Below are 14,899 nucleotides of genomic sequence, written 5' to 3' on the forward strand. Positions count from 1 at the left end.
TCCTTCTCATAGTCTCAATAGAAATAAAACAAAGCCTTGTCTTATCAGTAAGAACAAGGCTTTGCCAATGAAAAACAAGGTATCTTTACATCGCAGACCCGGCTGCATCTTTTATTTCCTCAACAATTTCTCTTTCTCTTATTCTTCTTTTTGCAATGATAGATTTGCCGTTCAAAACCCTTATAAACCTTAAATATTCAAATCTTTTGGCTCCAAAATGATGCGTTAAAACATACAATAACACTCCAAAACCAACCAAAATGATGTATCCGAATATTTTCTTATTGGCCGCAAGAATGGCGTTGAGCTGGATCGTCTTCATATTAGACATCACATTTTGCGGAGAAATGGTCATCCCATCCATATACACAGCCAAATCTCCGAGGCTTACAATCTGAAACTGATATTGAAACCAGGACATTAACGCCGAAAAAATACCAACAACTAAAAAAGTTCTCCAAACCAGCACCAGTCCTATCGCAGCCAGCATATCATTTAATTCTAATTTATCTAAAGTGTAAAACCAGACCGAAATGAACAAAGCCCCCATTCCATACCCTTTTAAAAACATGGGTAAATACCAATATTCATAGTTAAATTCCAGAACCATAGAGAAATACATGATCAGAGCATAGCCAATCATGGCCGAAAATCCTGAGAAGATGAACATTTTCAAAGGTTTCTGTCTTTTAAACCAGAAAATCGCTGTCATTCCAGCCGCACCCAACCCGGGAATCATCAGCAAGCTCAGTTTTGCATTGGTTAATTGATCATACCCCAAAACACCTACCGCAAAAATATTCTGTATCGAAGTTGTTCCTAAAAACATTCCCAGCCAAAACAACATGAACAAGCCATTCAAAACATTACTTCTCGTAAATACTGAAAGGGAAAGATATGGCCTTTTTAAAGTAAACTGACGCACGATCAACACTGCAAAACTTACAAAAGCCGCAATACTTGAATTAATAATTTTTGTTGAATTCAACCAGTCCTGTTGTTTTCCAAACGAAAGAACATAAGCCGAAAACATAAAAGTAGACATAAACAAGATAATACTCATCCAATCAATATGATACAATGGAACTTTGAGCGAAAAATATTTATTATGCATCAAAACCCAGCACAAAAGTGCCATAACCAGACATAGTATTGCAATTACAATAAAAAACTGCTGCCAATTGTATACAATAGAAACCTTTACGGCATAATAACTTGAAATTTGAGTCAATGTTAAAACTGCTGTATAAAACACCCCGTAAAAAACACCACGATCCCCAATCATCATCATTAATGGCAAAAACAGTTCGATGGCGACCATCATTTTCAGAAAACCCATAACCAATGAAACACCAATGATCACCACCGGACTGAACGTCGTAGCATTCACACAGTTCAGCAATCCCAAAAGCACCAGTAGCAACACCATTTTATTTCGGACTTTAAATCTCATTTTCATCCTGAGAACGATAGGCATACAAGCTCCCATCCCAATGGTAGTGGCATAGCTCGCAAACATAAAATATTCTGAAAGCTCACCCGTACCTCCAACCATAAAACTAATATTTCCGGTATACACGCCTCCCAAAGGCAAGACCACAATCACCAGCAATACAATCATCAACAGCTGAACAGGTTTCGGAACCCAGTCGTTAAATAATCCTTTGTTGTACATTTTTTACAAATTTGATGTTATAGGCAGGAGGTCAGAAGCTGGAAGAGGGTAGTTTATCCACTGCTAAAACTTCCAGCTTCCAGCTCCTTAACCAATCATTCTTAATTAATCTTCACATTCAGGTTCATTCCCGCGCTGAGTTTTTCAACATTTTCTTTTTTATTAGAAGCCGTAAACTCGATTCTTACAGGAATTCTTTGCTGAACCTTAATGAAATTACCTGTCGAATTATCCGTCGGAACATTGGAATACCTGGAACCAGTCGCTGCAGAAATCGCCGTTACAACCCCTTCAAATTTTTGTCCGCCCAACGCATCGGCTGTCATCATCATTTTCTCTCCGATTTTGATGTTCGGCATCTGGCTTTCCAGGAAGTTGGCGGTTACCCATTTTTGTCCGTTTAAAACAATGGTCGCTACCTGTTGGCCAGGTTGAATCAGTTGTCCTTCAGAGATCGTTCTTCTTCCCATCACACCGTCATAAGGTGCTGTAATAACCGTATATGAAAGATTGATTTTTGCCATATCCAATGCAGATTTTGTTCTTTTAATTTCAGCATCGTTAATTCCTAATCTGCTCTTCACTTCCGTTGTAGAAAGATTGGCAGATTGTTTTTGATTAGCCAAAGCTTCATAAGCCGCTTTTTGTGCATCATACTCAGTTTTTACCTGGTCATACTGCTGTCTGGTTACCGCCTCCGAAGCCAAAAGATTTTTATATCTGTTTAAATTCTGTTCAGCATTCCAGAGTCTGGCTTTTGCTCCTGCAATATTAGCTTCCATCACGCTTACGTTGTTGGAGACGGTATTTACAGATGAACTTGTTGCAGTACGTTGAGCCAATGCATTCTGATACGCTGCTTCAGCCTGACCCAATTGTGTTAAAATCTCACGATCGTCGAGGATAACTAATGTGTCCCCTTTCTTAACTTTCTGATGTTCAATGAATTTTATTTCTTTAATATAAGCCGAAACTCTTGTGTTGATCGGGTTGATAAACTCCTCAACCTGAGCTGCTTCCGTGTAGGTTTTGTCTCCCACATGAAAATATTCACGCACCAGCCAATACAAGCCAAATCCAATCACCAGAAATACCACGATATTCGAAATTATCGCTCTGATTTTGTTTCTTTTATTTTGTTTCTTTTTTTCAGCAACACTTGATTGTGCAGGTGCTGAAGATGTATTTTGAGTATTTTGTTCCTTATTTTCCATTGTTTTCAGTTTTTTAAAAATTAAAGTGTTCCGGTAGATTTCAGAAGATTATAATATTGATACAGAACATTGATTTCTGCGTTGGCATAATCCAGTTCAGATTGAAGTTTCTGGTTCTGTGCGTCGATCATTTCTGCTTGTACTGCCAACTGATTCAAATACTTAGCTTCTGTAATCTTGTAGTTCTCTTCTGCCAGTCTTTTAGCATCATTAAGAATTTCAGCCTGTTGCATAGATTCCTGATATTTGACGTAAGCTGCATTTACCGACATATCAATATTCTGTTGAATAAGAATCATTGCATCACTCGCCTGGTTTTTTTGAAACTTGCCAAGCTTTACTCTTTCTTTTGTTTTATACAGATTATCAATATTATAGCTAAGAGAAATCCCAGTTTGCCAACCGCCTGCGTACATATCCAAAACAGGTGTTCTATTGGTAATCGGTCTTTGTAAAGTATAGCCTCCAAACCCCGCCAGAGTAGGCATTTTATCGGTTTTTATGATTTCTATATTTTTATCTGCTGCGTCGATGTTTGTCTTTGCAGATTTCATCAAAGGATTGCTGTTATGAGCCAGATCAAGATAATAATCCATCCCGATTCCTGATTCTTTGTTCTCTAAACTTTCAACCGGAACAATCTCAGTATCAGAAGGTAAACCCAAAGCTATATTTAAATTATAATTAAGGATTTTTCGATTATTTACTAAAGTTAAAATTCCCTGGTCTAAGTTTTTGATAGCCAACTCACCACGAATGACCTCATTTCGGGTCACCATTCCTTGCTGATAAAATTTCTGGATATTTTTAAGACGTTCCTGAGCCAGTTTTTTGTTGTTTTGAAAAACTTCCTGCTGGTTTAAAATTTTATAAACATCCAGATAATTTGAAATCACAAGAAATTTCACATCCTGTTTGTTCTTTTCCAGATCTAGTTTGGAAAGCTGCTCACGAAGCCCCGCCAATTCGATAGATTTATTCACCAAACCACCTTTGAAGATCAACTGAGTCGCCTGAACACCACAAGAACTCCCATAATGTGGCATCGAAATCGTGGTAGAGTTTGAAAAATCTTTATCAATAGCTACCATATCACCCAAATAAAATTGGCTCATGGAAGCTGTAATCGTCGGTAATTTCTGGAGCTTTGCAATATTTGTATTCTGTTTTGCAATGTTGATATTCTGAGCCGAAACTTTTAGCTGCTGATGATTTTGCACCGCCAGTTCGGCAACATCATTGGCTGTCATCTGTTTTATTTCTTGAGAAAAAAACAGCGCAGGAAAGATCATTATCATAAGTGATAGTGCTGTTTTTACATTTTTTATCATTGTCCCTTGTTTTACGATGCAAAGTTATGGCACGCACAAGATCAAACAAATGTTTAAGAAATGGAAAAAGATGTTCAAATGTAAGATTTTAATTTTCGAACTGGTTCCGATATTGTGACGGACTCACTTCCAAATGTTTCTTAAAAAAGTGAGAAAAAGAATATTGATCACTGAAACCCAGCATGGATGAAATCTCTGAAACAGGCTTATTTGAAGAGTTTAAAAGCACTTTTGCTTCATTCATTACAATTAATGCGATCATTTGGCTTGCAGACTTTCCGGTAATTGCCTTCACCACAGAAGAAAGATGTCTGGTTGTAATTGATTGCCGTTCGGCGTAGAATTCTACTGTCCGTTCTGTTTGATGATTAGCAGCGAGGTCGTTTAAGAAAATGAAAACAATTTCTTCCTGTCTCGACATCTGGCTCATCGAGTTGGCGTCTTCTTTGGAAATAATTCCTGCCATCTGATAGCAAAAAACGGAAAAAAGATGCTCCACCACTTCTTTTTTATATAAAATTTCAGTTTCTGTATCTAAAATATATTTAAGAAAATTCACGGTTTTCCAGACTATTTCCATTTCCTCAGGGTCAAAAGGAACACCTCGATTCATCTGCTGCCTGAAATAACGATAGCCAATTAATCGATTGAACCTCAATGATAAAGCTGAAATAAATTCTCTTTTATAAGAAACCATTCTCGACTGAAAATCATCGCTTACGGAAATCATTTCGTACACCGTCTGCGGATCTGTTACCATAAACATATTCTCCGAAAGCTCCAGATCATTGAAATGCTGGCGAAGCTTAATGCTTCCTGTTTTAATGAAAATAAATGCCGGATTTTCGGGACGGAAAGGCTTATCGACAGCAATTCTCTCGAAAATATTATGTTGGGTGAAAATTTCAACGCCGAATTTTTCTAAGACAGACATAACACAAATGTAAGCAATCTCTTCAGCGATTACAAAAATTTATTATTTTAGTAACTTCCAAATTCCTATTATGAGAAAAATTGATTTATTATTTGCAGAATATGGCGAAAGCCACAGAAACGCAACCAACAAATTGATTCACTGGATTTGTGTTCCATTGATTTTTTGGACGATTTTAGGATTTATTTCCCTTATTCCGTCAAAATCTATCTGTTTCATATACATTGGCTGTATAAGTTATATAAGTCTTGCTGCAATGGTTTTGGTGACAATATTTTACATGAGACTTTCATTTTTAATAGGTCTGATCATGGTTTTCGTGATGCTTTTGATGGAAAGCTTTGCGTATGGGATCAACATTCGTTTTAAAGAAAATTCATGGATTGTTTACCTGGCTGTTTTTATTATCACCTGGATTTTACAATTTGTAGGGCATAAAATTGAAGGCAAAAAACCTTCTTTCCTGAAAGACCTGCAATTTCTTTTAATCGGCCCCATCTGGCTCTTGAGTTTTATACTTAAAAAACTGGGAATCAGATATTAGACATTGGGTAAGGAAGCTAGAAAATGGAAGCTGGAAGTTTATTCGCGCTTAACAAACTTCCCTCTTCCCGCATCCAGCTTCAAGCCTTATTAATCTTCCAAAGCGTAAACTGCAAAACTTGCCAGCCAATGGTCACCGCCATAATTTCCCTGAAATAATAATGGAAGTCCGTTATTTAAAAATACAGTTGCCGTTTTCTGGAAATCTTTTTTCAGGGGATGATTGTCCGGAAGAGATTTTGCGATGCCTTTCATACACCATGCTTTTGAGAAAGATAATCCTACCAAATGCACCGTTTGATAATCGCTGAGATCACTCACCACCGGAATCTTTTCAATATTTTCCAAACTTCGCTTTTCGTAGAATTTATTTAACCATTGTACAAATTCTTTTTGAGGAAGAACTCTTCGCATTAAATCTGCAATTTCCAGACTTGGCGAAAAGAAATCCGAACCATCGGGTTCTAAATATGCCGGCGTTTTTTCGTCTTTTAAATAAAAATATTTCGCTTTTTCGATCAATTGATTTTCAAAATCTTTGTCTTTGTTTGCTCTTGCCCAATCGATCGCAAACGCCATCGCAAAAGCTGTATTCGGGTGAACTCCCGTTCTGTTGGGATAGGTTTGTTTGGGTAAAAAAGTCTTCCAAGAATTCAGGATTTTATCCGTTAATGGTTTCAGATTCTCATGCCAGATTTTCGCTTTCGGGTTGTTCCAGGTGATTAATTCTTCATCCAGTTTCAGCAGCCAAGCCCATCCGTATGTTCTTTCAAACGTTCCGGTCAGTTGATATTTTGTAAAATAATCTGCTTCGGTCTGAAGATTTTCTTTTTTAAATGAATCATCAAGAATTTTTTCAATCTCTTTAGCATTAGATAAATTGGGTTTCGTTTTTAATAACCGAACCAGCATCCAATGCCCATGAACAGAGCTGTGCCAATCGAAACAGCCATAAAAACTCGGATGCAGATCTTTCGGACTTAAAGGAACTTCATTCGCATTATTAATGATATGTGCCGTTTTGTTCGGATATTCCTGATTGATGCAGTGGAGCGGTTTTTCGGATAACTTAATGGCCATTTCGTCCGTCAGTTTAGGAACTTCCTGAGCAAACATCAAAAACGGAAAAAATATAATAGCAAAGAGACTCTTTTTCATTCAATAAAAATAAAAAATAATTTCAATTTTGAAGATTATAAATAGCTTCAAACAACATTCAATACAGAATTTACATTAAATATTCATATTTATTAAAAATTAATAAACAAATACAAACTTTGAGCATACTTTTTGATAAGATTCATGAAAACTTGCTAATGAAAAAGTTACTCCTCCCTTTGTATTGCCTTCTTCTTATCAATTGCAGTAAATCTGATAAACTGGCTAACCATGAAGTAAAAGCTGATTTGATGGAAATGGTGGCACCACCATCTTCTTCCGAAGATAAATTAATCCCTGCTAGTTCTGCAGTTGCTTCTCCACCGCCCCCCAATTCTATTTCAGAGAAGACTGTCAATGAAAATAAACCAAACTCTTCACAACAGAAAACTGACACCATCTCCAAAAAAATTATCAAAAATGGAAATATGCAAATTCAGGTTGGAGATATTAGTAAAGCCCAGAAACAGGTCAATGAAATTATAAAGAAAAATAAAGCCTACATTCAGAAAGAAGAATTCCGCAATACGGATACTGATGAAAGTCTGGATATAACGATCAGAGTTCCTCATCAGAATTTTGATGCTTTAATCAATTCTTTTTCAGATGGAATAGGTTCCGTTTTATCGAAAAATATTTCGTCAGACGACGTGACGGAAGAATATACGGATGTTTCCATAAAATTAGCCAATAAAAAAATCTATCTGGAAAAATACCGGGACATGCTGAAAAATGCAGCCACCACAAAGGATATGCTGGAAATTCAGGAAAACATTCGCGAGCTGGAAGACGAAATCGATGTTTCGGAAGGAAGACTTCGTTTCATTGATGACCGCGTGAAATACAGCACTTTAAATCTGGGTTTATATAAAGAAAAAGTGCGAAGTTCAGCCACTTCAAAAATTGGTTTTGGCAGCCGTTTCGGGGATTCAGTGACAGAAGGCTGGAATAGTTTTGTAGCGTTCTTTCTAGGTGTAATTTCGCTTTGGCCCTTCTTTTTACTGATTCCGCTAGTGATTTTTCTCTGGAAAAAATGGCGCGGGAGAAAGAAGAAGTAAAAAAATAAATGAAAATCCGAATATTCATTAATAATATTCGGATTTATATTTTAAGATCAAGCTTACGCATTAAAATGATTTTTCACTGTTTCTAAAAACTGTTCGTCAGACATTTGTTGTGCAGTATCCAAAGTAATTGCCAGGTTTTTGAATTGAGCCGTATCATGGAGATAATGTTTCAATTCTTCCTGAATTTTCCCCGGACCTGTAATGTATACTTCCTGAGAATTGGTCAGTAAATGTTCTACCTCTTTAAAGAACTTTATCTTATTGGTTCTTTCTGCGTTGTTCCCAGCATTTTCACTCGAATTCCCGTGTTGAATTTCAGCTTTTACAGGGCTACAAAGGAAAAACTTAAATGCATTCTGAGCATCATGATTTTTTACAACGACAGCTTTTTCACTGTCAATCCATATTCCGGCTAATTTTTTTTCAGACATAATTTAATTTTTAAGGTTATGTTTATTAACAGACAAGAATAATGCAAAGATACCGTTAACACATGTTAAATTATTTCCCCAATACAAATACAGCCGGGATTTTATGAAGTTCCGGTTTTTGTTTTTGCCAGTCTTTTATTGTTTTTGTTTTGATGAATTCATGTTCTGCGTCGTCGATATTTGCAGCGATACAAAGCTTTGTATTAGGAGACAAAAACTTGGTAAGGTCTTCAAAAAGCTGATTATTTCGGTAAGGTGTTTCCATAAAAATCTGAGAATATCCTGTTTTCTGAACCAAACTTTCCAGATGCAAAATCTGTTTTTTCTTTTCTCCTTTATCGATCGGAAGATACCCGTTGAATGTGAATTCCTGGCCATTAAAACCACTCGAAATCAAAGCTAAAATAATCGAAGAAGGCCCTGAAACCGGGATAACCCGAATGTTTTTTTCGTGACACCATTTTACAATGAGGTTTCCGGGATCTGCTATGCAAGGAAGACCTGCTTCGGAAAGCAACCCAAAATCCTGACCTTTCAGCAATAATTCCTGAGCTTCTTTGATGTCTGCATTTTCGGTGTATTTATCTAAAATAAAAAGCTTCAGATCCGACTGTTTTTTCTCCGGAGCGAAAAATTTTACAACTTTTCTTGCTGTTTTTTCATTTTCTACGAAAAAATAATCCGTTTGCATGATGTAATCCTTGATCACGGGTGAAAAATGTGTGATCGGGGTATTTTCTGAAAGATACGCTGGAAGTAAAAAAAGCATTTTCAGTGAGTTATGAGTTATAAATTATGAGTTATGAGTCAATAATTGTGTTGCAATCTTGCTGCAGCCTTTGTCTAAAATCTGGAAAACATTTTCAAAATCATCCATTCCGCCCCAGTACGGATCGGGAACTTCTGCATTTTCATGATCTCCCAAAATCTCCATGAATAAAGAAATTTTCTGTCTCTGTTCTTCATTTTCCGCTTTTGAAATCACATCCTCAAAAACATCAATATCCATGCAGTAAATCTTATCGAATTTTTCTAAATCTGCTTTTGTAATGGGTCTTGATCTTTGTTTTGAAATATCAATATCATGATTGGCTGCTGTTTTTATCGCTCTTTTATCGGGGTGTTCGCCTTCATGCATAGAAATTGTTCCCGCAGAATCAACAAAAAAGTTTTCAGGAACTTTGGTCTTCAAAATTCCTTCTGCTAAAGGACTTCTACATATATTTCCCAGACAAACCATTAATATTTTCATGTTTCTTGATTTAAAAATTAAAAGCTTTAATGATTAAAATTATTGTCAGCAAAACTAAACAAAAAATGAAGAATAAAAATTATTCTCCATTTCTCTATTTAAGTTAAATTATTTCTTATTGTTTGATTCTCTCCGTTAATTCTTTAACGTATTTTTTCACCTCCTTATCGATCTTAGAAACATCTTTAATTGTTTCGCAGGCATACATTACCGTTGAGTGATCTTTACCTCCCATTTCTTCACCGATTTTAGTGAATGTCGAGTTCGTAAATTCTTTAGCAAAATACATCGCTAACTGTCTCGGAAGAGCAATTTCTCTTTTTCTTGTTTTAGATAAAAGCTGTTCTCTTTTAATTCCGAAATAATCGCATACAACTTCCTGAATATAAGGAATATTGATGATTTTCTTTTGATTGGCAGCGATCTTGTTGATTGTTTCTTTTAACAATTCCAGACTTAAATCTGATTTATAAATTGTAGAATACGCAATCACAGAATTAATCACTCCGATAAGCTCTCTTACATTTGTTTTTGCTTCAGAAGCCAGGAAATCCAGCATATCTTCCGTTAAAACAATTCCGTCACGGCTTAATTTATCAACAATAATCTGCTTACGCGTTTCATAATCAGGAGATTTGATCTCTGCAGAAAGTCCCCATTTGAAACGGGAAACAATTCTGTCCTGAATATCCATGATATCCGCCGGAGCTTTATCAGACGTTAGGATGATCTGTTTTCCGTTCTGATGTAAATAATCAAAAATGTGGAAGAAACTATCCTGAGTCGCCGATTTCCCTGATAGGAACTGAATATCATCGATAATCAACACATCCACCATCTGATAGAAGTTGGCAAATTCTGTCTGTTTATGCGCTTTTGCCGCTGAAATAAACTGCTGAATAAATTTTTCAGAAGACAGATACAAAACTACTTTATCCGGAAACTGGCTTTTTACTTCCAGTCCAACAGCCTGTCCCAAGTGAGTTTTTCCTACTCCGTAACCACCATATAAAAACAATGGGTTAAAAGCCGTTGCACCCGGTCTTTTTGCGATAGATCTCGCTACTGTTGCCGCAAATTTGTTGCTTTCTCCTTCTACATAATTGTCAAAAGAGAAGTCCGATTTCAAATTAGAATCAATATTTACTTTTTTGATTCCCGGAACCACAAAAGGATTCACAATATTAGACGAAAAACCTTGCGGCATCGTTTCCTGCACTTTTGGAGTAGGTACTGTTTTCCCTTTCATATTCATTGTAACGGGTTTTTCTAAACCGTTTGGCTTATTTTCCATTACAGAATACCACAATTTCACTCCTTTTCCTATGTTTTTCTTCAGGGCAGCAGAAAGCAAGGACAGGTAATTATCCTCAATATATTCCTTGTAAAAATCACTCGGTACCATCAGCGTAAGGTTATTATCAACCAAAGAAATTGGCTGTACCTTGTCAAATAGTAAATCGAACGATTTTTCAAGTTTTTTCAGATCAGAATTATCTTCAGCTGCGTTCAGATTATCGCGCATGAACTGAAGGCACTTCTGCCATATCATCATTAAATTTTCATCCATAATTTATGCCCCGGATTAATTCTTGGTTAGTATTTTTTTAGAAGGAAGACAAAGGTCTAAATTTTTTATTTTTAAAAAAAATATTGCACCTATTGATTATTTAAAAATATATTTGTATGTATAATTTATAATAAAAAATGATACATACAACCCACTCATTACGAGTACGTTACGGAGAGACAGACCCAATGAAATACGTGTACTACGGCAACTATGCCGAGTATTTGGAAATTGGTCGCGTGGAACTTTTTCGAAGCATTGGAATGTCTTACAATGAGATTGAAAATCAAGGAATTTGGTTACCTGTCTCCGAGTATAAAATTAAGTATTTAAAACCAGCTTTCTATGATGAAATGTTAGAAATTCATACTTATGTAAAAAAAATTCCCGGAGTAAGGATAGAATTCGAATATGAAATCTTCAATGAAGAACACGTAAAAATCACCGAAGCCGCCACTACTCTTTTCTTTTTAGACGCCAAAACCAATAAGGTCGTGAAGTGTCCGGATTACCTGCTGAAGCTTATTGAAGAGAATTGGAAAGGGTGAGGCGAGGTGCGAGGAACGAGTTGCGAGATGCGGGTTTTGAGTTTTGAGTTTCGGGTTTTGAGTTTAAAGTTCCGTGGCATTGAACATTAAACATTGAACTCTGAACTCTGAACTCTGAACATTAAACTTTAAACCTTGAAAACTTTTTACTACATTTAAAAAAATAAAATTTCAATGAAGATTGCATTTTTGGGTCCGCAGGCGAGTTTTACACAATTGGCAACTGCCCAGCTTTTCCCTGATGAAGAACTTTTACCACAGGCTAATATTTTAGATTGTTTCCATGCTGTAGAAAACGGAGAGGTCGATAAAGCCGTTGTTCCTCTTGAAAATTCGATTGAAGGAACGGTTTCTATGACACTGGATTATTTATATAAAACTCCGGAAATAAAAATCGAAGCCGAAGCCGTCATGCCGATTGCTCATCATCTGATGGTGCATCCTGACTGTAAAATTGAGGATATTGAAAAAATTTATTCTCATCCACAGGCTTTAGCGCAAAGTTTTCACTTTTTGGATGATCATTTTAAAGAAGTTACAAAACAGGATTTTTCTTCTACAGCTGCGGCTGCAAAGCATGTTTCAGAAAATGTGGACAGGAATTTAGCTGCTGTTGCCAATCAGTTTGCGGCTAACTTGTACGGATTGAAAATCATCCACAGAAATATTCAGGATTTTGAACAAAACCATACCCGATTTATTGTTATTTCGAAAAAAAAGCAGGCTTATCATCATGAAAAATTAAATATTCTCGGAGAAAAATCCGGTTTGCTGATCACCCTTCCTGAGGATCATGCGGGAGGTTTGCATCAGGTTTTATCGGTTTTTGCTTGGCGAAAAATGAATCTCAGCAAAATAGAATCCCGGACATTGAAAACCGGACTTGGAAATTACTTTTTCTTCATCAATGTTGTGGGAAAATGGGAACCGGTTTTACATGAAAACGCCCTGGAAGAGTTAAAAGCATTAGACGCAGACGTCGATTTTCTGGGAAATTACAAGGAATATCTTCTGGAAAGTTAAAAATATTAATTTCAACATTACTTTTTTACACCCTTCGTTGGGAGTTTTTTCACTTTTATACGAAAATAATTCAAAATATGATGATTTATTTTTAATTAAATTTTGCTATTGTATTTTTATATTGATTTAAAATATTTTTATTTAATATTTAATTAATTTAATTACCAATAAATCAGCACGTTTGATCTTTAAATTTTTCACTTTTAAAACCTATAAAAACCATAAACAATTCAATAAAAAGGGAATAATTATTGTATTATTAAAAAAAATTACAAACAACAATTGCATGAAAAACAAAATCTATTTTTTTCTAATGATCTTATTTCCGATGTTTAACAATGCACAGGTAGGAATTAAAACAGAAGATCCGAAAAGTACTTTAGATGTTAATGGAAATGTCAGTATCAGACAGGCTCCTCAAATCACCTCATTATCAGGTTTTCAGATTATGGCTATCAATCAGGGCAGTTCTGAAGTGTCACAATTTGATCCGAGTTTACTAACGGCACCCAATTCTTTAAACCAAACTGTTTATTCAGCCCGGAAAAACAATTCAATATCATTATTGAGCTTAAATCTCTTTTCCTCTTGGAAACAGATCAATTTCTTAACAATCGACAAAACAATTGGCTCTGTCTCGCTATTTTCAGATGCGGATAATTCATACAATGTTCCGTCGACGGGAATTTATCTTATAGGCTACTATTTTCGATATGGAGCGGGAGTGCAGACTACCCTGCTTTCAGGAAATCCCGGGATGGGAATTTTGAAAAAAGCTTTGGACGGCGTAATTTCTGTATTGGATTCCAGAGAGTTCACCGGTATCAATTTGGGATTGGCTTCAGTGACATTTACCGAATATAGCATGACTTCCATTTATCAACTTAATGAAGGGGAAAAGCTCTACTTCGGACTTAACAATACGGGAGCTTTGGGAGCAAGTTTATTAAGTTCAAGCAATGCTTCATTTTATATTTATAAAATTTCTAATTAACACCCTTTCAATTCATTATCGTATTTATTTTAATCATTTATATATTTTGCTGATAATACTGTCATATACAACATTGGCAGTATTATTTTTTTAATAAAATATTATTCACTGAATAATAATTTTTTTCACATGAATTAAATTCATCAAAATTCCCGTTTCTATTTTTCACTTTCCGTTGTGTAAAGCATTTCTACGTATTTTATTAACTTACAATTAAATTATAATTGAAAAATATACACAAATTTTAAATTAATGTTAAAAATTATTTAAACTTAGGTCTTCTTTTTGCACAAAATTTGATGTATCTTTACTGGAAACTAACTGAGAATAAACCATTAACTAATTAAATTTTTTAAACATGAAAACTAAGATTTGTAGCGCACTTTTGGCTCTCCTGTCGATTCCATTTTTCGCACAAAGTGGATGGGTTGGGATTAATACAGCAAACCCGCAAGCCAACCTCGATGTAAACGGAACGATTAAAATTAGAGAAACGCCAGTAGCTCCGGCACTTCCGGGTTATGAAATTCTGGCTGTCAACAAGAATACAGGAGGTGACTTTCAGGTTGCGCAAGTAAGCCCTCAATTAATTGCAGATTTTGTTATTAGCCAGGTTAATAGCGGGGTAAGTACAACAGTTTATGCTGCAAAAAAATCAGCAGGTATCAGCTTATTGAGTTTAGGTCTTTTTCCAACAGGATTTAGAGCCGTAAACTTTACAGCAGCTGAAAGAACGGTAGGTCCTACTTCTTTATTCACAGAAACAGACCATACATACACGGTTCCTAGTAGCGGAACTTATGCAGTAGGATTTACTTTCCGATACGGAACTGGTCTTCAGGCAGCCTTATTGTCCAACTCTCCGGGTATCGGGATTTTGAGAACAAGAGCGGGAGCCGCCACTTTGATCGACAGCCGTACTTTTAGTGGAGCCAACCTTATTCTATTAAGTTTAACCATATCAGAAACGAGTATCAACAATCTTTATACTTTACAAGCTGGTGACAAGCTTACTTTCGGGCTTACAGGATCTTCACTGCTTGATGCAGGTTTATTAGGATCCAGTGTAGGTTCTTTCTACGTTTATAAAGTTTCGAATTAAAAAAAACTTTTATATAGTTTAATCACTCAACAACATTAATCCATCGTACCAATTTGT

At 35.8% G+C, this 14,899-nt stretch carries 15 protein-coding genes; 6 read left to right on the forward strand and 9 right to left on the reverse strand.

Annotated elements, in window-relative coordinates:
- Nucleotides 1-85: 85 nt before the first annotated feature.
- The 4 genes from BMX24_RS10165 to BMX24_RS10180 all read right to left on the reverse strand — a co-directional run bounded on the left by BMX24_RS10165 (nucleotide 86) and on the right by BMX24_RS10180 (nucleotide 5,154).
- Nucleotides 86-1,675, reverse strand: coding sequence for an MFS transporter (locus BMX24_RS10165; RefSeq protein ID WP_089792167.1), 1,590 nt, complete (start codon nucleotides 1,673-1,675; stop codon nucleotides 86-88).
- A gap of 101 nt (nucleotides 1,676-1,776) precedes the next feature.
- A complete protein-coding gene (locus BMX24_RS10170) occupies nucleotides 1,777-2,889 on the reverse strand; it encodes an HlyD family secretion protein (RefSeq protein ID WP_089792169.1) in 1,113 nt (370 codons plus the stop codon).
- A 20-nt stretch (nucleotides 2,890-2,909) separates the two neighbouring features.
- On the reverse strand, nucleotides 2,910-4,220 hold the full coding sequence (locus tag BMX24_RS10175; RefSeq protein WP_089792171.1) for a TolC family protein: 1,311 nt from the start codon (nucleotides 4,218-4,220) through the stop codon (nucleotides 2,910-2,912).
- A gap of 88 nt (nucleotides 4,221-4,308) precedes the next feature.
- Nucleotides 4,309-5,154, reverse strand: coding sequence for a helix-turn-helix domain-containing protein (locus BMX24_RS10180; RefSeq protein WP_089792173.1), 846 nt, complete (start codon nucleotides 5,152-5,154; stop codon nucleotides 4,309-4,311).
- 70 nt (nucleotides 5,155-5,224) lie between these two features.
- Here BMX24_RS10180 and BMX24_RS10185 point away from each other — a divergent pair, with 70 nt between their 5' ends.
- Nucleotides 5,225-5,698, forward strand: a complete 474-nt coding sequence (locus BMX24_RS10185; RefSeq protein WP_089792175.1) for an Mpo1 family 2-hydroxy fatty acid dioxygenase — start codon at nucleotides 5,225-5,227, stop codon at nucleotides 5,696-5,698.
- An 89-nt stretch (nucleotides 5,699-5,787) separates the two neighbouring features.
- Here the strand turns inward: BMX24_RS10185 and BMX24_RS10190 are convergent, their stop codons facing one another.
- On the reverse strand, nucleotides 5,788-6,855 hold the full coding sequence (locus BMX24_RS10190; protein ID WP_089792177.1) for a DUF2891 domain-containing protein: 1,068 nt from the start codon (nucleotides 6,853-6,855) through the stop codon (nucleotides 5,788-5,790).
- A gap of 158 nt (nucleotides 6,856-7,013) precedes the next feature.
- On the opposite strand from BMX24_RS10190, the gene BMX24_RS10195 reads away from it, so the two are divergent.
- A complete protein-coding gene (locus tag BMX24_RS10195) occupies nucleotides 7,014-7,913 on the forward strand; it encodes a DUF4349 domain-containing protein (protein WP_089792179.1) in 900 nt (299 codons plus the stop codon).
- Between the two features lie 62 nt (nucleotides 7,914-7,975).
- Here BMX24_RS10195 and BMX24_RS10200 read toward each other — a convergent pair whose 3' ends face one another.
- The 4 genes from BMX24_RS10200 to dnaA form a co-directional block, all read right to left on the reverse strand.
- A complete protein-coding gene (locus tag BMX24_RS10200; protein ID WP_089792181.1) occupies nucleotides 7,976-8,353 on the reverse strand; it encodes a hypothetical protein in 378 nt (125 codons plus the stop codon).
- Nucleotides 8,354-8,423: 70 nt separating this feature from the next.
- A complete protein-coding gene (locus BMX24_RS10205; protein WP_089792182.1) occupies nucleotides 8,424-9,122 on the reverse strand; it encodes an SAM-dependent methyltransferase in 699 nt (232 codons plus the stop codon).
- Between the two features lie 24 nt (nucleotides 9,123-9,146).
- A complete protein-coding gene (locus tag BMX24_RS10210; protein ID WP_089792184.1) occupies nucleotides 9,147-9,605 on the reverse strand; it encodes a low molecular weight protein-tyrosine-phosphatase in 459 nt (152 codons plus the stop codon).
- Nucleotides 9,606-9,720: 115 nt separating this feature from the next.
- Nucleotides 9,721-11,175, reverse strand: a complete 1,455-nt coding sequence (gene dnaA, locus BMX24_RS10215) for a chromosomal replication initiator protein DnaA (protein WP_089792186.1) — start codon at nucleotides 11,173-11,175, stop codon at nucleotides 9,721-9,723.
- A gap of 137 nt (nucleotides 11,176-11,312) precedes the next feature.
- Here dnaA and BMX24_RS10220 point away from each other — a divergent pair, with 137 nt between their 5' ends.
- The 4 genes from BMX24_RS10220 (at nucleotide 11,313) to BMX24_RS10235 (ending at nucleotide 14,842) form a co-directional block, all read left to right on the forward strand.
- Nucleotides 11,313-11,723, forward strand: coding sequence for an acyl-CoA thioesterase (locus BMX24_RS10220; protein WP_089792188.1), 411 nt, complete (start codon nucleotides 11,313-11,315; stop codon nucleotides 11,721-11,723).
- 174 nt (nucleotides 11,724-11,897) lie between these two features.
- Entirely contained in the window at nucleotides 11,898-12,746 is an 849-nt protein-coding gene (gene pheA, locus BMX24_RS10225; RefSeq protein ID WP_089792190.1) for a prephenate dehydratase, read from the forward strand.
- A gap of 286 nt (nucleotides 12,747-13,032) precedes the next feature.
- The gene (locus tag BMX24_RS10230; RefSeq protein ID WP_089792870.1) at nucleotides 13,033-13,740 is read left to right on the forward strand and encodes a hypothetical protein; all 708 of its coding nucleotides are present in this window, start codon (nucleotides 13,033-13,035) and stop codon (nucleotides 13,738-13,740) included.
- 358 nt (nucleotides 13,741-14,098) lie between these two features.
- Entirely contained in the window at nucleotides 14,099-14,842 is a 744-nt protein-coding gene (locus BMX24_RS10235; protein ID WP_089792191.1) for a hypothetical protein, read from the forward strand.
- Nucleotides 14,843-14,899 lie beyond the last annotated feature (57 nt).

Source organism: Chryseobacterium wanjuense, assembly GCF_900111495.1.
GTDB classification, from domain to species: Bacteria; Bacteroidota; Bacteroidia; order Flavobacteriales; family Weeksellaceae; genus Chryseobacterium; species Chryseobacterium wanjuense.